This is a genomic window from Pseudomonas sp. SC3(2021), assembly GCF_019856535.1.
GTDB lineage: Bacteria > Pseudomonadota > Gammaproteobacteria > Pseudomonadales > Pseudomonadaceae > Aquipseudomonas > Aquipseudomonas monsensis.
On the sequence record NZ_CP082236.1, the window covers coordinates 1,414,499 to 1,430,540 of the forward strand.

16 protein-coding genes are annotated in these 16,042 nt (G+C 59.9%); 2 read left to right on the forward strand and 14 right to left on the reverse strand.

Going from position 1 to position 16,042, the window contains the following annotated elements:
* Window positions 1-183 precede the first annotated feature (183 nt).
* A complete protein-coding gene (locus K5Y35_RS06220; protein ID WP_222833895.1) occupies window positions 184-1,344 on the forward strand; it encodes an AAA family ATPase in 1,161 nt (386 codons plus the stop codon).
* 338 nt (window positions 1,345-1,682) lie between these two features.
* On the opposite strand, the gene K5Y35_RS06225 is transcribed toward K5Y35_RS06220, so the two are convergent.
* The 14 genes from K5Y35_RS06225 to K5Y35_RS06290 form a co-directional block, all read right to left on the reverse strand.
* On the reverse strand, window positions 1,683-2,555 hold the full coding sequence (locus K5Y35_RS06225) for a transporter substrate-binding domain-containing protein (RefSeq protein ID WP_123470500.1): 873 nt from the start codon (window positions 2,553-2,555) through the stop codon (window positions 1,683-1,685).
* Entirely contained in the window at window positions 2,552-3,334 is a 783-nt protein-coding gene (locus tag K5Y35_RS06230) for an amino acid ABC transporter ATP-binding protein (RefSeq protein ID WP_123470498.1), read from the reverse strand. Before K5Y35_RS06230 ends, K5Y35_RS06225 begins: the two co-directional genes overlap by 4 nt.
* Window positions 3,331-3,990: an amino acid ABC transporter permease gene (locus K5Y35_RS06235; RefSeq protein WP_222833896.1), complete on the reverse strand. Its 660-nt coding sequence runs from the start codon at window positions 3,988-3,990 to the stop codon at window positions 3,331-3,333. The genes K5Y35_RS06230 and K5Y35_RS06235 overlap by 4 nt, the downstream gene beginning before the upstream one ends.
* On the reverse strand, window positions 3,971-4,636 hold the full coding sequence (locus tag K5Y35_RS06240) for an amino acid ABC transporter permease (protein ID WP_123470496.1): 666 nt from the start codon (window positions 4,634-4,636) through the stop codon (window positions 3,971-3,973). The genes K5Y35_RS06235 and K5Y35_RS06240 overlap by 20 nt, the downstream gene beginning before the upstream one ends.
* Before the next feature lie 644 nt (window positions 4,637-5,280).
* The gene (locus K5Y35_RS06245) at window positions 5,281-6,078 is read right to left on the reverse strand and encodes a MetQ/NlpA family ABC transporter substrate-binding protein (RefSeq protein ID WP_123470494.1); all 798 of its coding nucleotides are present in this window, start codon (window positions 6,076-6,078) and stop codon (window positions 5,281-5,283) included.
* Window positions 6,079-6,246: 168 nt separating this feature from the next.
* Window positions 6,247-7,179, reverse strand: coding sequence for a sigma 54-interacting transcriptional regulator (locus K5Y35_RS06250; RefSeq protein WP_222833897.1), 933 nt, complete (start codon window positions 7,177-7,179; stop codon window positions 6,247-6,249).
* Window positions 7,180-7,238: 59 nt separating this feature from the next.
* Window positions 7,239-7,820: an alpha/beta hydrolase gene (locus tag K5Y35_RS06255; RefSeq protein WP_222833898.1), complete on the reverse strand. Its 582-nt coding sequence runs from the start codon at window positions 7,818-7,820 to the stop codon at window positions 7,239-7,241.
* 365 nt (window positions 7,821-8,185) lie between these two features.
* Window positions 8,186-8,587 (reverse strand): ExbD/TolR family protein, encoded by a 402-nt coding sequence (locus tag K5Y35_RS06260; RefSeq protein WP_123470489.1) that lies wholly within the window; start codon window positions 8,585-8,587, stop codon window positions 8,186-8,188.
* A 1-nt stretch (window position 8,588) separates the two neighbouring features.
* The gene (locus K5Y35_RS06265; protein ID WP_222833899.1) at window positions 8,589-9,314 is read right to left on the reverse strand and encodes a MotA/TolQ/ExbB proton channel family protein; all 726 of its coding nucleotides are present in this window, start codon (window positions 9,312-9,314) and stop codon (window positions 8,589-8,591) included.
* A gap of 45 nt (window positions 9,315-9,359) precedes the next feature.
* A complete protein-coding gene (locus tag K5Y35_RS06270) occupies window positions 9,360-10,169 on the reverse strand; it encodes an energy transducer TonB (RefSeq protein WP_222833900.1) in 810 nt (269 codons plus the stop codon).
* Between the two features lie 163 nt (window positions 10,170-10,332).
* Window positions 10,333-10,548 (reverse strand): hypothetical protein, encoded by a 216-nt coding sequence (locus tag K5Y35_RS06275; RefSeq protein ID WP_222833901.1) that lies wholly within the window; start codon window positions 10,546-10,548, stop codon window positions 10,333-10,335.
* A complete protein-coding gene (locus K5Y35_RS06280) occupies window positions 10,548-10,874 on the reverse strand; it encodes a hypothetical protein (protein WP_123470484.1) in 327 nt (108 codons plus the stop codon). The genes K5Y35_RS06275 and K5Y35_RS06280 overlap by 1 nt, the downstream gene beginning before the upstream one ends.
* Window positions 10,875-11,063: 189 nt before the next feature.
* Window positions 11,064-12,407: an aryl-sulfate sulfotransferase gene (locus tag K5Y35_RS06285; protein WP_222833902.1), complete on the reverse strand. Its 1,344-nt coding sequence runs from the start codon at window positions 12,405-12,407 to the stop codon at window positions 11,064-11,066.
* 23 nt (window positions 12,408-12,430) lie between these two features.
* Entirely contained in the window at window positions 12,431-14,791 is a 2,361-nt protein-coding gene (locus K5Y35_RS06290; protein ID WP_222833903.1) for a TonB-dependent receptor, read from the reverse strand.
* A gap of 165 nt (window positions 14,792-14,956) precedes the next feature.
* Between K5Y35_RS06290 and K5Y35_RS06295 the strand changes: the two genes are divergently transcribed.
* A complete protein-coding gene (locus K5Y35_RS06295; protein WP_123470479.1) occupies window positions 14,957-15,901 on the forward strand; it encodes a LysR family transcriptional regulator in 945 nt (314 codons plus the stop codon).
* The last annotated feature ends 141 nt before the right edge of the window (window positions 15,902-16,042 follow it).

Consider the following 16,042-nt stretch of genomic DNA (forward strand, 5'->3'; position numbering starts at 1 on the left):
CGGGAACAACGCATTTTCAAAATGATTTTTGCGGCGAGGGGGCTGGCTCCCGCTCGACTGCGCAACAGTGGCAAAACCGCTCGAATCGTGAGTTGGGCCAGCTTCGCAGCCCGGCGGGCTCAAGCTCCCTCGCCACAGGGCTGCAGGCACGGCACACTAACGGTTCCGGCAAAGGAAACGCCCATGCTCAAAACCCTGGCGGTGGCCAATTACCGCTCGATCAATAAACTGGTGATTCCGCTGGGCCGGCTGAACCTGATCACCGGCCCCAACGGCAGTGGCAAGTCCAACCTGTACCGCGCGCTGCGCCTGCTGGCGGAGACCGCTCAGGGCGGCGTGGTCAATGCGCTGGCGCGTGAAGGCGGGCTGGAGTCGACGTTCTGGGCCGGACCGGAAACCCTCACCCGGCGCATGCACAACGGCGATGTGGCGATCGAGGGCAGCGTGCGCCAGTCGCCGATGCGCCTGCGCATGGGATTTGCCGGGGAGGAGTTCAGTTATTCGATCGCCTTGGGTCTGCCCGCCCCGACCCGCTCGTTCTTTTCCCTCGACCCAGAGATCAAGCGCGAATGCATCTGGGCCGGGCCACTGTATCGCCCCGCCAGTCTGCTGGTGGACCGCAATGGTCCGATGATCCGCGCTCGCGAGGGTCGAGGCTGGGACGTGCTGGCGCAGCACACGCCGAACTTCGACAGCCTGTTCGATCAGGTCGGCAGCCTGCGTAGCTCGCCAGAAGTGTTCCAGATGCGCGAGTTCATCCGCCGCTGGCGCTTCTACGATCACTTTCGCAGCGATGCCGACGCCCCGGTGCGCCAACCGCAACTGGGCACCCGCACGCCAGTGCTGCATCACGATGGCCGTGACCTGGCGGCAGCCTTGCAGACCATCATCGAAATCGGCGATCCGGAAGCATTGCACGCAGCAATCAGCGATGCGTTCCCTGGCGCCCGCCTGAATGTCACCCCCGCCGGCGGTGGACGCTTTGCCATCGAGTTTTATCAGGAAGGCTTGCTGCGGCCACTGTCGGCGGCAGAGCTGTCGGACGGAACATTGCGTTATCTGCTGCTGATCGCCGCGTTGCTGACGCCACGACCACCGTCGTTGATGGTGCTGAACGAACCGGAAACCAGCCTGCATCCGGACCTGTTGCCGGCGCTGGCGCGATTGATCATCCGTGCATCGCAGCAGTGTCAGGTGTGGGTCGTGTCCCATGCGCGACGGTTGATTTCGGCGCTGCAGGAAGACCCGGAGTGCAATTGCATTGTGCTGGAGAAAACCCTGGGGCAGACCGGGATTGTCGGGCAGCGAGTGCTGGATGAACCGGCGTGGAACTGGCCGGATTAAAAGCCCCTCACCCTAACCCTCTCCCGGAGGGAGAGGGGACTGATTGGGGGATGCTGGTGAATTGCGCCAACCTGAAAATGCTTCTGTGAATCCATAATCGACTCGGTTTGTCAGGTCGATGTCTAAGCAGGACACCTCGGTCGGCTCCCTCTCCCGGAGCGAGAGGGACTGATTGGGGGATGCTGGTGAATTGCGCCGATCTGAAAATGCTTCTGTGAATCCATAATCGACCCGGTTTGTCAGGTCGATCTCTAATGCAGGACACCTCGGTCGGCTCCCTCTCCCTCCGGGAGAGGGCTGGGGTGAGGGGCGGGCCTCACCACCGATTCAACAGACAATCACCCCTGCCACTTGCCACCCTCGACAATCACGCTCTCAGGCTTGGTGTCATCGCTCAGTTCCTTACGCACATATTGGTCGTACAGTTTGAGCAGATACTTCTCCTCGCCCAGCTTAGTCAGCTCGCTATTCACCCAGTCACGCAGCTCGATATTGCCCTTCTTCACCGCCGGCGCAATCGGGGCTTCTGCACCGAGTTTTTCGTCCAGCACGCGGTAGCCCGGGTTCTGCTTGGCCCAGCTGAACAGCACCAGATTGTCCTGCGCATACGCATCGCCACGGCCATTGGCCAGGGCTTGCAGCGACTCGGTGTTTTTCTCGAACTTGAGCAGTTTCCAGTCCGGATGATTTTTGGTCAGCCAGATGTCCGCCGTGGTGCCGGTGGTCACGATGGTGGTGCGGGTGGCCAGGTCATCGAGGCTTTTCACCGAACTGCTTTGCGGCACCAGCGCCTGCACCGCGACCTTGAGGTTCGGGTTGGTGAATTCCACCGCGTCCTTGCGCTCCGGGGTCACGGTCATGTTGGCGAGGATCAGGTCGACCTTGTCGCTTTGCAGGAACGGAATGCGGCTCGCCGGCTCCACGGCAACGAACTCGACCTTGTTCTCGTCACCGAGCAGATCCTTGGCGAAACGCCGACCGATGTCGGTGTCGAAGCCGACGTAGCGTCCGGCCTCATCGACGAAACCGAACGGTGGCTTGTCGGTGAAGACGCCGACGATCAGTTTGTCGCGGGCCTTGATCTTGTCCAGATAACCGGCCGGCGCGGTGCTTTCGCTGGCGACTTTCGGCTTCGGCGGTTCTTCGGTTTTGCTGCAACCGGCAAGTAAGGCGAGGCTCAGCAGGGGCAGTAAAAAAGCGGCAGTTTTCATAACGGTTCCAGTTCCTTTGTCGGATTCGTTTTTGGCAGTGTTGCAACGAAGGAGAACTTCTCCAGAAACTGCTGCGCGCGTGCGGTTTGCGGGTTCGTAAAGAAAATCTCGGGCGGGTTCTGTTCAAGGATGCGCCCGGCATCCATGAACACGATGCGGTCGGCCACCGCGCGGGCGAAGGCCATTTCGTGGGTGACGATCAGCAGGGTCATGCCCTCGCGGGCCAGGCCCTGAATCACTTGCAGCACTTCCTTGACCATTTCCGGGTCGAGGGCCGCGGTGACTTCATCGAAGAGCATGACCCGCGGGTTCATGCACAACGAACGGACGATGGCGATGCGTTGCTGCTGGCCGCCGGAGAGCTGGCGTGGAAACGCATCGCGCTTGTCCGCCAGGCCCACCCGTTCGAGCAGGGCTTCGGCCTGCTGCTGCGCTTCGCGGCGCTGACGTTTCTGCACCTTGAGCGGGCCGAGCAGCAAATTGTCGAGCACGCTCATGTGCGGGAACAGGTGATAACTCTGGAACACCATGCCGATCTGCTGACGGATTTCACGCCAGTCAGTGGCCTTGTCCAGCAGCTCGCGGCCGACAAATTTCAGGCTGCCGCTGTGGGCCTGTTCCAGACCATTGAGACAACGCAGCAAGGTGCTTTTGCCGCAGCCGCTGGGGCCGAGGATGACGATCACTTCGCCGCTGCGCACTTGCAGGTCGATTCCGTTGAGCACCTGCTGCTCGCCGTAGAATTTGTTGAAGCCGTGAAACTCGATCAATGCGCTCATGCTTGCGTCCAGCGCCGCTCCAGCACGCGCGAGGCGGCCGACAGCGGGTAGCAGATGAAAAAGAAAAACAGGAACAGCGCGCCGTAGATCAACACCGATTCGTAGGTGCGCTCGATGATCTGCTGGCCGACCTTGATGACGTCGACCACGCCGATCAGCACCGCCAGCGAACTGGTCTTGATGATCCGCGTGTAGACGTTGATGGTCGGCGGCGTCATGCGTTTCAGCGCTTGCGGCAACAGCACGTAGCCGTAGAGCTGCGCAGCGTTCAGGCCGATCGACAGCCCTGCTTCACGCTGCCCGCGCGGTAACGACTGCAGCGCCCCACGCGCCACCTCGCCGACCTCGCTGGCGCCCCACAGCGACAGCACCAGCACCGCGCACCAGAAGCTCGGCAGGCTCAGGCCGAAGAAAATCGGCAGGCCGAAAAACAGCAGGTACAACCAGACCAGCACCGGGATCGCCCGGAACAGCTCCAGATACACTCGCAGGATTGCGTTCAGCCACGTCACGTTGAGCGTGCGCAACACGCCGTAGAGCACACCGCCGACGGTGCTGATGGCAATGCTCAGGAACGAGATCGACAAGGTTTGCCCGGCGCCTTTTGCCAGTTGTGGCAACGACACCCAGAGCAGTTCAAGACCCGAACTGGCCATGCTGGAGCCTCCTTTCCAGACGGCTGAGCAGCAGCGACAGCGGCAAGAACAGCAGCACGCAAATCAGCGTCAACACGGCGAGCATTTCGTAGGTTTTGTAGTAGAGCGCGATGTAGCTCTTGGTGGTGTAGAGGATTTCCGGCACGGCCACCGCCGAGACCACGGTGGTTTCCTTGAGCAGGAAAATGAAATTGGCGAACAGCGACGGCAGGCTGAGAATCCCCGCTTGCGGCAGGATCACGTAGCGCAGCAACTGGCCGTGGGACAGGCCGATGGAGCGCCCCGATTCCAGCTGCGCCTGCGGTACGGCATCGACGCCGGCACGCAGCACTTCGGTGAGGTAGGCGCCACCGAGAAACGTCATGGTGATGATCGCGGCAGTGAAACCGGACACCTTGATGCCGATGGCCGGCAAGGCGAAGTAGACGAAGAACAGCTGAATCAGCAGCGGCGTGTTGCGCGCCAGTTCCACGTACAGGCCGACGGCGCGCTGCAGGTAAGGCGTGCGGAACACCAGAATCGTCGCATTGAGCAACGCCACCAGCAGCGAGGTGCCGATGGCGATGAAACCGACCTGCAGCGTCACGCCCACGGCTTTGAGAAACGCCGGCAGCGTGCTGAGGATGAACGCGTAATCGAGAGTCATGAAACGTCCTGTACGCCGCTTGATAAGCGACGGTGGTGCAGTCCATGGGCAGCGGGTGGCTGTCCGGCAGGAGGTGACTTTATAGGTATAAAAAAGAGAATTTAAATACCGTTAAAGCATATTGATATCACCCAAAAAACTATCTTGTGGGTTTGCCGGGAAGGAATAAGAAGGCTATTTTCCTTTGCGCTGTAGGAAGGATCTTTTTTGCACGAAAGCCCTCCAAGGACGAACAGCTTTTGGCCAGACTCCCCCGGCCAAACCCTTACAAGGAAGACAACATGGACGTAAAAGTGCCGCAGCGACTGGATCCGCAGGACATTGTGAAATTGCTCGTGGCGTTGAGGCGGGCGTTGAAGGCTGCAGCGTAAGTCAAAAGCCCCTCACCCCAGCCCTCTCCCCGAGGGAGAGGGGGCTGACCGAGGTGTCTGGCGTCATACATCGACCTGAAAGACCAAGTCGATTATGGATTCAGCAGAGATCTTTCACGTCGGCGTATTGCGTCAATATCCCCCATTCAGTCCCCTCTACCTCTGGGAGAGGGTTAGGGTGAGGGCCGCTTTCCGCACGCACACAAAAACGCCGATGCCCATCACTGGCCATCGGCGTTTTCACACCTTGAAGGGGTTCACTCAAGCGTCAGATCAGAACGCCGGCAATACCGCGCCGTTGTACTTCTTCTCGATAAACGCTTTGACTTCCGGGCTGGTCAGGGCAGCGGCCAGTTTCTTGATGGCGTCGCTGTTCTTGTTGTCCTCACGGGCCACCAGGAAGTTCACGTAAGGCGAATCGGCGCCTTCGATCACCAACGCATCCTTGGTCGGATTCAGCTTGGCTTCCAGCGCGTAGTTGGTGTTGATCATGTCCAGATCAACTTCCTTCAGCACACGTGGCAGCAGGGCCGATTCCAGTTCCTTGAACTTGAAGTTGTGCGGGTTCTTGGCGATGTCTTTCGGGGTCGCCAGGGCGTTTTTCGGATCTTTCAGCTCGATCAGGCCAGCCTTTTGCAGCAGGATCAGGGCGCGACCGCTGTTGCTGCCTTCGTTAGGGATCGCGATGGTCGCGCCGTCAGGCAGTTCAGCCAGGGTCTTGTACTTGCTCGAGTAGCCACCGAACGGTTCAACGTGCACGCCTTGCACGGTGACCAGGTACTTGGACTTGTCATCCTTGTATTTGCCAGCGTTGAAGCTGTCCAGGTACGGCTTGGTCTGGAAGTAGTTGGCGTCCAGGCGCTTTTCGCCCACTTGCACGTTCGGCTGCACGTAGTCGGTGAAGACTTTGATTTCCAGATCCACGCCTTCTTTGGCCAGGGTCGGCTTGATCAGCTCGAGGATTTCGGCGTGCGGCACCGGGGTCGCCGCGACCACCAGTTTCTCGCCAGCGTTGGCCAGGGAAGCAGTCAGAGCAGCCGCCAGTGCGGTAAACAACAGAACCTTTTTCATGCAGTGTCCTTATCGAAAATCACGGTCGCAGAGGGCGACGGCTATTTAATACGTGTGCCAGTGAAGTGCTATCTCTGGCGTGAAGCGGACAATACCGGGATTTTTTATTCCCGGACAATAACGTTTATTCACTTTGATATTCCATTTTGCTCATACAGGACAAAACGGTCACAAGCGCTGACTCAAACCAATCAGCAAATCTTTCAACGCCTTACGCTCGTCAACGCTGCCGCCGATGTTGATCTGCGTGACCAGTCGTTCGATCTGCAGGTGCGGGCCAGAAGCGTCGGGCAGGTTCAGGTGTTCCGGGAGAATTTCCTCCCCAGTGCTGACCAACAACGCAAAGTGAATGACGTTTTCCAGCTCGCGGGTGTTGCCCGGCCAGCTGTGGCGCTCCAGCAGATGTTGCGCCGCTTCGCTGATCAACGGCACCGGCAGGTCGAGACGCTGGCTGTAGATGCCGAGAAAATATTCGGCCAATGACAGGATGTCGCCGATTCGCTCGCGCAGCGCCGGCAGTTCCAGTTGCCCTTCGCTGAGGTAGTGATAGAGCCGTTCGTGGAATTTCCCCGCGTCCACCGCTTGCGCCAAGTCGATGCTGGTCGCCGCCACCAGGCGCACGTCCACCGGACTCGGCTGATGGGCGCCGACGCGGGTGACTTCGTGGTTTTCCAGAGCGGCGAGCAATTTGATCTGGATCGGCAGCGGCAGGTCGCCGATTTCATCCAGGTACAAGGTGCCGCCATTGGCCGAACCGAACCAGCCGGCACGGCTGCTGGCCGAACCGGCGTAACTGCCGGCGGCATAGCCGAACAGCTCGGCATCGGCGTAGGTCGGGCTGATCGCGCCGCAATTGACCGAAACGAACAGACCGCTGCGATCACTGGCGCGGTGGATGTGGCGGGCGAGCAGTTCTTTACCCGTACCGGTCTCACCGCGAATCAGCACCGAGATCGAACGCGGGGCCAGTTGCTCCAGCTCTTCACGCAACTGACGCGAGCGCGGATCGACAAACACCAGCGCCTTGGCGCGGATGCTCAGGGGACTTTTTTCCGCATCGGGAAAGGTCAGCAACGGCTGACCGAACGTTTCAAAACTCATGGCAGACTCCCGCCCACAACCGCCGGCAGACGGGGGCGATCAAAAAGAAAATGTACGACTCAGGCGCGACGCCGCGCGTGATGTTCCAGGCGGTTTTGCAGGCGATAGAGGTAGGCGAAACCCTGCTCCCAGCGCTGATGCCCGGACTTGACGTTGATATGCCCGGCCCCGGAAAGAATCCCCGCTTCGGCGCCCCAGTTACGCGCCAGCTCCAGCGCACGCGGAGCGCTGACAGCGGCGTCGTTGTCGGAGGCGACCACCTGGCTCGGAAACGGCAATAAATCCATCGGGATCGGCGCGAAATTGCGCAGCGCCGGCGCACAGGTCGGGCGCTCGACATCCGCCGGCGCAACGAGCAAGGCACCGCGGACCTGACGCAGGTACTGCAAAGGCGCAGTGGCCGCCCAATGCGCAACGGTGACGCAGCCCAGGCTATGAGCGATGAGGATCACCGGGGTGCTGTCGGCGGCAATGGCTTCGGCCAGTGCGGCAACCCAGTCTTCCCGGCGCGGCGTCAGCCAATCGGCCTGCTCGACCCGCGCGCTGTTCGGCAGGCTGTTCTGCCAGTGGGTTTGCCAATGATCTTCTGGCGATCCTTGCCAGCCCGGCACAATCAGGTAGCGGATTGATTCGTTGCGCATGGGGAGCTCTCCTGCGGCGTGTCTGTTCCTGATCGAGTATAGGGAGGGGATTTATATTCGTTAAGGAATAAGAAGCTATTTATTAAGACCTGAAATGAATATGCGATGTGTGCATGGCTTGAAATCTTTTCCCCCTCACCCCAACCCTCTGCCCAAGGAGGCGAGGGGGAAGGGAGCCGATCTTCATGCCGTTCAAATCTTGAGTTCGGCTCGAAATATCAGGTCGGCGTACCTCGAACAATTACCTCGGTCAGTCCCCTCTCCCTCTGGGAGAGGGCTAGGGTGAGGGTTCTGCTTTTAATGCCAGGAATAAAAAAAGGGCCGCACCCTGCCAAGGAGACGGCCCCGGAAAAACGTTGAATCTGTTACCGCGCGGTGATCACCGACAATTTGGTAATTCCCGCCCGCTCGATCGAAGCCATGGCTCGCGCCACTTCGCCGTAGTTCACCCCGTCGTCGGCCTGCAGTTGCACGCGCACTTGCGGGTCTTTCGCCTTGGCCGACTTGAGGTTGAATTCCAGCACGTCCGGCTGAATCTCATCCTTGTTGATAAACAGCTTGCCGGCGCCGTCGATGCTCACCACCAGCGGGTCTTTCTGCTCGACCGGCGCCACCGCCTCGGTCTTCGGCAGGTTGATCGGAATCGCGTTGGTCAGCAGTGGCGCGGTCACGATGAACACCACCAGCAGCACCAGCATTACGTCCACCAGCGGCGTCACGTTGATCTCGCTGAGCACCTCGTCACTGTCTTGCGTGGAGAAGGCCATATCAGGACGCCTCCTTCACTTTTGCCGCACTGCCCGGGGCTGCAACCTTGTGCGCGGTCGGGTGAATCAGGACGCGGAACGCACTCTTCTGCGCCAGGCTGTAGAAGTCGTGGGCGAAGTCATCCAGATCCGCGGCGGTCAGTTTCAGACGCCGCAAAAAGTAGTTGTAAACCAGCACCGCCGGCACCGCGACGGCGATTCCCACCCCGGTGGCGACCAGTGCCGCGCCAATCGGGCCGGCCACGGTTTCCAGGCTGGCGGAACCGGCGGCGCTGATACCTTTCAACGCTTCCATGATTCCCCACACCGTGCCGAACAAACCAATGAACGGCGAGGTGCTGCCGATACTCGCGAGCACCGCCAGACCGGTTTCCAGCGAACGGCGCTCACGGACGATCTGCTGACGCAATGCACGTTCGAGTCGATCCTGATGGTTGATCGCCTGGCTCAGGTCATTGGCCTGCGGCGCCTCGCCCACCTGAATCGCCGCGTAACCCGCCTGGGCTACCCGAGCGGCGGCGCCGGGTTGGGTCTCGCTCAACTCGGCGGCAGCATCCAGACTCGACGCCGCCCAGAAGCGCTTATGAAACTTGCGATCCTGCGCCTTCAGACGACCGAACTGCACAGCCTTGAGCAGCGCCAGCCCCCAGGTCGCGACGGAAAAAACCACCAGCAGCCAGATCACCGCGCTTTCGATGGATTCCAGTGGAGATGCCAGTAACGTCATGATGTGTTCCCTCGTGTAAACATTTCGCGCGAATTTGGTTTCGGTTTAGTGAATCTTGAAGTCGATGGGCACGCTGACCCAGCCGTCCTGGGCGACATCCCCCTGCTTGGCCGGGACGAAACTCCAACGTTTCACCGCGTTCAACGCGGCGTCGTCGAGTGGTTGCCGGCCACTGCTTTTCTGAATCTGGATCTCACCCGGTTTGCCGCTGGCCAACACATGCACGCGCAGCAATACAGTGCCCTCCCAACCGCGACGCTGAGCCAGCGACGGATATTCCGGCGCCGGGTTCTTCAGGTACGCGGCGTTCGCTGATGCCGGCGTTACCGGGGCCGGTGCGGGTGGAGCCAGTGGTGCAGGCGCTGCCACCGGTGCTGCCGGTTGTGGTGGCGCGGGCGGTTGCGCGACGGCTTTGGGCGCGGGCTTCGGCGCGGGTTTCACCACCGGCCTGGGTTTGGGGACCGGTTTCGGTGGCGGCGGTTTAACGGCCAGCTCGTCCTCCACCGGCGGCGGTGGCTCGACTACCGGCGCCGGTGGCGGCGGCTCGACCACTGGCGGCGCGGGAGGCGCCGGGCGCGAAAACTCGATGGTCATCGGCGGAATTTCCGGCGGCACAATCGGCAATGCCGGTGTCGGATGCTGATTGATCCAGTAGATCACCGCGCCATGCGCCAGCAGCGCCAGCACACCGAGCAGAAGCTTTTCGCGCCGGCTCGGGATGCCCTTGGGCGCACGCTGCAAACGCAACTGCCCCAACGGCACGCGATGGGGCCGGCCGAGATCGACCAGTTCACCACTCGGCGTCTGACGCCACAGCAATTCCTGTGCGCTCGCGGCGGTCTGGACATTGCCCATTGATTCACTCCCTGCGGTCTTTTTGCGTGCTCTACAAAAATGGCCGACCCACCGTTTATTGAACCCCCACGGTGAATCGCTGGGTGAATCATTGGGCCTGGTGCTTATCTCCGAAAGTAATCTTTAATGTTATGGATAGGCTTTTATGGAATATCGAAACTGATCAATTTCGCCAAAGCCCCGCGCCATAAGGGCTGCAGCGATGCAGCAAAAAACGCATGCCTTTCAGGCATTGAAAGTATTCCTGCAACGCATCAAATTCAGTTGACGTGGTTTCACGGGACAACTCATACAAAGTAGAGCGTTGATTATTAATATTCCCCAAAACAAAAAAGGCCGATGCACTTTCGTGCACCGGCCTTTTAATCAAATCAACCATTATTGCTTGATAAACTCTCCTGCCAGCCCCACAACGTCGCCATCAAAGTTGTTACGTGAACCCACCGCACGAACTTTAGAGTAGTTGTGATCCGGTGAGAACAGTGTCCACGACTGATAGCCTGTACCGTCATTCAGTGCGGTGAACGTGATGATCGTCGGCTGCCCGGTGCTGTTCTGAAAATGATAATGCCCGTAAGCGATGTCGTAATTCACGCCATTCTGGCTGAACTTGCCGCTGAAGGTACCGTTGGAGTCGTTGCCATCGGTAATCGTCAGTTTGGCGCCAGCGTTAGCGTTTACATAACTGCCATTAATGCTCGACATAACGAGATTTCCTTTATCGTTGGATAAGTGTCTTCCGATGAGAGCAAGTTTCCTCCTGGAAACTCACGACAGTCAGAATGGTTCGACATTCGTATATTGTCCAAGCCACTGACTAATGAATTTGCAATAAGCCCCCCTCATTAAGCTCATAACTTATCGCCATTCCGTCGAGCATTAATTCCATTTCTACTAACGGCTCGCGCTGGCTTGTTGCACGCCAATGGCAGGGGCAATCACTGCAGTCTCGGAACGTGGCGTTCCAAGCGGCACCCAGTCATAACTCACAGGCAGCGCCCGATACACCCAGTTGCTGATCGCATCGCTGCCCGGCGCCTTGCCCAGGTACGGGCTGACGTATTCCCAGACGTTTTCACCGCTCGCCGTGACCTGGAAAAACCGCCCGTTCATGCCTTCGTCGATCAGCGTATTGCCGTTGGGCAGACGTCGCGCACTGCTGATGAACGAACTGTAGAACGCCCATCCCGGCTGCTTCGAATTGGCCGCACTGTACTGCCAGACGATTTCGTTTTTCTGCGGATCAATTTCCAGCACCCGCGAGCCGGAAATCAGCCCGAGGGGGACGTTCGGATATCCCGCCGAACCCTGATTGTCGAATACCAGCAGGTTGCCGGCACCAGGCAGCCCGGCCGGGATGATGTGCGCGTCATGCTGGCCGACAAACTGGTCCACCGGGCGCGGCAGTTTTTGCGCGGTTTTTGGGTTGATCAGCGGCAAGTTCGGGCCGAGGCGCCAGACCACTTTGCCGGTCTTTTTGTCGATGATTGCAATGAAGTTGGCGTTGCGCGAATCGAGCAGCAGATTGTCCGGATTGAAGCGCTTGTCACCGGCATCGAACCACTTGTTTGGCCCGACCACACTGAGGTTGTTGATATGCAGGTAATCCGGGTTGTCGCTGGCGCGCACCTGTTTCAATTGCTCGTGGGTGAAGCCGAATTCGTTGAGGTGCTCTGAGGCCAGCCACTGCCATTTCACCTCACCGCCGGGGCTGACTTCATAGATCGCATCATCAATCACCTCGGGCGCTTTGAAGCCTTTGATCGTGTGCACCTTGTTCGCCAGCACCACCGTGTTGCCGTTGCTCAAACGGCGCTGATCATGGTGCTGTTGCGCCGCGCCACCGGGCGCCTTGTCGCCCCACTGCCAGACCACTTTGCCGTTCCAGTCGAGCTCGCCAACACTCTGGTTGCCCAGCCCGTTGCCGGCCGAACCGAGTTTGCCCGGCTCCTTCGCACTCAGTTGCAGCAGCACATGCCCGCGCTCACCACCAACCAGTTTCGGGTCGATGATGGCCGACGGAAAACCTTCCTGGGGCCAGGTTTTCACCTCATTGCCATTCATGTCGATCAGGTGCGTCTGCCTGTCGGCGCCACTGAAGATCACGTACTGATTGAACGCCTTGTCCGGGTCGTACCGGGTCACTCCGGTCGGGTACACGCTGGGCGCGGCGAACGCGCCGGCACTGAAGACCGCGCCTGACAGCAATACCGGTAAAGCGGTTTTGATGCGCAACATTGTGCAGCTCCTTGAATGACGGATCAGAAGTCGTAGCGACCGGTAACCCCAAGGGTGCGCGGTGTGCCGAGCAAGCCTTCATAGCCGCCGTTGCCGCCGGTCCACAGGGTTGTGTAATAGGTCTTGTCGAAGGCGTTTTTCAGCCACAGCGAAACGTCCCACTGGCCCTGGTTGAAGTCGCCGCGCAGACCGGTGGAAAAGTTGACCACCGCGTAGCTCGGGATCTGCCCGTAGTCGGAATCCTCGACCGTGCCCACCGCTTTGGAGCGGAACGCGTAGCTGGCAGTGACGTAGGGTTCGAAACCGTTAGCCAGGTTCCACTTATATTCGCCGTTGGCGTTGCCGATCCATTTCGACGCGCCGACCACTTGATGCCCGGTAAGGTCGCAGGAGGCCGGAGCGCCCGGTGCGAGACTGACTTCCGGCGGGCACGGCGCATCTTTGTAGGAGAGATAGCTGACGTCGTTGTACGAGCCGTTGATGTTCAGGGTCAGGCCGCGCAGCGGGATCACGGTGCTTTCGAATTCGACGCCGCGCGACCGGACCGAGCCGGCGTTGGTCAGGTATTGCACGCGGTTGTCGGGGTCATAGGCGTTGGTCTGGTAAGCGTTGACCTGGGTCCAGAATATGTTGGCGTTGAGCTGCAAACGGTGATCCCACAGTGTGCTCTTGAACCCGAGTTCGGCGTTGTTCGCGCGTTCGGTGCCAATCAGCAACGACTCGGCCCCGGCCGTTGGCGCCGAGCCCACCGCCAGGTTGACCCCGCCGGATTTCTCGCCGTGGGAGAGCGTGGCATAGCCCAGCACGTCGTCGGTGATGCGGTAACTGAGGTTGAGCAGACCGGACGGGCTGGAGCTGTACTGGTTTAAATCGCCGGAATCGTAGGCCCCGGCTCGCCCGCGACGCGCCGTGGCCGCCGCGCCGGTCACAGCGGCCCCACCGAGCGGTGCATCACGGGTGACCCAGGCGGATTTCTCTTCGTAAGTGCCGCGTACCCCGGCGGTGAAATCCAGGCGCTCGGTCAGATGCCAGGTGCCTTGGGCAAACAGCGCAAAACTGTCGGTCTTGATATGGCCGTTGCCGATGCTGGTGACATTGGCCAGCGCTCCGCGCGGCGTGCCATTCCAGATGTCGGCCTGAGGGCCGTAATAGGCGAAGGATTTGTTGTCCAGATCCGAGCCAAAGTAATAAGCCCCGACCACGTAATCGAAGAACTCGCCCTTGGGCGAGGCCAGACGAAATTCCTGCGAATACTGTTTGTCTTCCACCGAAACCCCGGCGTTGTAACTCGCCGGCACGTTGAGGCCATCGTCGTTACGCGGGGTGAAATTCCAGAAGCGATAGGCGCTGATCGAGGTCAGCGTGAAGTCGCTCGGCAAGGTCCAGTTGGCTTCAACCGAGGTGCCGCCCTGATGCACGGTGACGTGCTGATCGTTGTCCAGATTCACCTTGCGGTGCGCACCGTTGACCAGCGTCGCGCCCGCCGCATTGGCCCGCGCCTGATAGAGATTGACGCCGTTGATGGTCGGCCCGGTGTTGTACAACACGCGGGTGCCGGCGCTGGAATCCTCTTCGTTGTAGTCACCGATCCAGCGCAGGTTGAAATCGTCATTGGGCTTGAACAGCAACTGTGCACGGAAGCCGTCGCGCGAGCCGCCATTCAGATCATGGCCGTCGTATTCGTTCTTGATATCGCCGTCGCTGCGCGTGCGGTAGGCCGAAAAGCGTCCGGCCAGTTGATCGTTGAGCGGCCCGGAAATCGTGCCCTTGGTCTGGAAATAACCGTCCTCGCCCACCGAGGTTTCGATGCTGCGCTCCGGCGTGAACGTCGGGGCGCGGGTGCTGATATTGATCACCCCGGCGGTGGTGTTTTTGCCGAACAGCGTGCCCTGCGGTCCGCGCAGGACTTCCAGCTGTTCGATGTCCATCAAATCGAACACCGCCATCCCCGGACGCCCCAGATAAACGTTGTCGATGTACAGCCCGACGCTGCCTTCCAGGCCGTCACTGGCCGGGTTGTTGCCCAGGCCCCGAATCGACACGCTGGACTGGCGTGCGTGCATGTAGGCGACGTTGACGCTGGGCACCAGTTGCTGCAAATCCTGAATCCGGTAGACCCGCTGTGTCTCCAGATTCTGGCCGCTGACCACGCTCATCGGCGTCGGCACATCCTGCGAGCTTTCTTCGCGGCGGCGAGTGGTGACGGTCACGGTTTCCAGCTGCGAACTGTTGACGACCGGCTTGTCGGCCGGAGCCGGCGACGGGGTTTGCGTCTCGGCGGCGTAACCATGAGTCCAGCTCGCACTCCCTGCCAGCAGCAGGGCCAGAGGCAGGCGTTTGAGCCGTCGTGGTGTTAAGGGTGACGCAAGGTTCAACGGACTCATGGCGCGGCTCCTGGTCAAAAAACACACAGACATCTTCAGCGCTGCATATTCTTTTAAGTTATTTATTTATGGATTTACAAATATTTACTGCATAAGAGATTGCCTTTATAAGGAGTCGACCTAATGCATATCCAATGCATTTCCCGGATATTTTTTATGTGAAAAATGCATATCGACTTGCGCCAGCTCCGCCACTTCATCGCCCTCGCCGAACAACGCAGCTTTGTCGCTGGCGCGCAGGCGGTGAACCTGTCGCAGTCGGCGTTCAGCCGCAGCATTCAGGCGCTGGAACACAGCGTTGGCTGCCAGTTGGTTGATCGCGGGCGCAAGGATCTGCCACCAACCAAACAGGGCCAGGTGCTGCTCGAACATGCGCGGCGACTGGTCAGCGGCGCGCAGCAGATGGCCAACGAGATCAGTCAGTTCAATGGGCTGGAGGCGGGGGAATTGCGCTTCGGTTGCGGGCCGGCGCCGGCAGCCGGATTGATCCCGCGCGCGATCGGCGCATTCATCGGGCGCTACCCGAAGGCGCGAGTACAGTTTCAGGTCGATGACTGGCAGAGCCTGAGCAAACGCCTGCTCAGCGAGGAGTTCGAATTCTTCGTCGCCGACACCCGGCACTTCGAGGCCGACCCGGATTACCTCACCTACCGATTGCGTCCGCGCAAATGGCATTTCTGTTGTCGTGCGGGGCATCCGCTGGCCGCTTTGGAACGGGTCACGGCCGAGCAACTGATGAGTTATCCACTGGCAGTGAGCATCCGCCCGCCAAACCTGCGCAAGGTCATCGTCGACCTCAGCGGTCGCCCGGATTTCACGCCGAATGTGGAGTGTGAAAACAGTGCGAGCCTGTTGAGCGTGGTGTTGCGTTCGGAGGCGATCGGGATTGTCGGCGCGTACTCTGATGCGCTGCATCAGGCCAAGGGTGAACTGGTGTGTTTGCGCATTGAAGGCTTGGCCGATGATCTTGAAGAGTTGTACACACGCTACGGGATTGTCAGCCGCGCGGGGTATCGGTTGTCGCCGCTGGCGGAGGCGATGATTGAGCAGATCAAGGCGGTTGATGCGGTGGATGAGGAGGTGTGTTCGCTGGATCGACTCGCTGTCTGATCCACCGCTATCGCTGGCAAGCCAGCTCCCACACGTTCCGGGTGTTCACATCATTTGTATCTGGCGCAAATCCTGTGGGAGCTGGCTTGCCAGCGATAGCGTCGCCACTCGCACCGATGCATCCACTGCATAAAACCCATT

Coding starts and splice junctions, on each gene's coding strand:
- K5Y35_RS06240 (WP_123470496.1), bottom strand. CDS start 4,636: ATGACTCTCGATTACGCGTTCATCCTCAGCACGCTGCCGGCGTTTCTC.
- K5Y35_RS06250 (WP_222833897.1), bottom strand. CDS start 7,179: ATGAGTTTTGAAACGTTCGGTCAGCCGTTGCTGACCTTTCCCGATGCG.
- K5Y35_RS06225 (WP_123470500.1), bottom strand. CDS start 2,555: ATGAAAACTGCCGCTTTTTTACTGCCCCTGCTGAGCCTCGCCTTACTT.
- K5Y35_RS06295 (WP_123470479.1), top strand. CDS start 14,957: ATGCATATCGACTTGCGCCAGCTCCGCCACTTCATCGCCCTCGCCGAA.
- K5Y35_RS06265 (WP_222833899.1), bottom strand. CDS start 9,314: ATGACGTTACTGGCATCTCCACTGGAATCCATCGAAAGCGCGGTGATC.
- K5Y35_RS06230 (WP_123470498.1), bottom strand. CDS start 3,334: ATGAGCGCATTGATCGAGTTTCACGGCTTCAACAAATTCTACGGCGAG.
- K5Y35_RS06235 (WP_222833896.1), bottom strand. CDS start 3,990: ATGGCCAGTTCGGGTCTTGAACTGCTCTGGGTGTCGTTGCCACAACTG.
- K5Y35_RS06270 (WP_222833900.1), bottom strand. CDS start 10,169: ATGGGCAATGTCCAGACCGCCGCGAGCGCACAGGAATTGCTGTGGCGT.
- K5Y35_RS06275 (WP_222833901.1), bottom strand. CDS start 10,548: ATGGTTGATTTGATTAAAAGGCCGGTGCACGAAAGTGCATCGGCCTTT.
- K5Y35_RS06280 (WP_123470484.1), bottom strand. CDS start 10,874: ATGTCGAGCATTAATGGCAGTTATGTAAACGCTAACGCTGGCGCCAAA.
- K5Y35_RS06290 (WP_222833903.1), bottom strand. CDS start 14,791: ATGAGTCCGTTGAACCTTGCGTCACCCTTAACACCACGACGGCTCAAA.
- K5Y35_RS06285 (WP_222833902.1), bottom strand. CDS start 12,407: ATGTTGCGCATCAAAACCGCTTTACCGGTATTGCTGTCAGGCGCGGTC.
- K5Y35_RS06220 (WP_222833895.1), top strand. CDS start 184: ATGCTCAAAACCCTGGCGGTGGCCAATTACCGCTCGATCAATAAACTG.
- K5Y35_RS06260 (WP_123470489.1), bottom strand. CDS start 8,587: ATGGCCTTCTCCACGCAAGACAGTGACGAGGTGCTCAGCGAGATCAAC.
- K5Y35_RS06255 (WP_222833898.1), bottom strand. CDS start 7,820: ATGCGCAACGAATCAATCCGCTACCTGATTGTGCCGGGCTGGCAAGGA.
- K5Y35_RS06245 (WP_123470494.1), bottom strand. CDS start 6,078: ATGAAAAAGGTTCTGTTGTTTACCGCACTGGCGGCTGCTCTGACTGCT.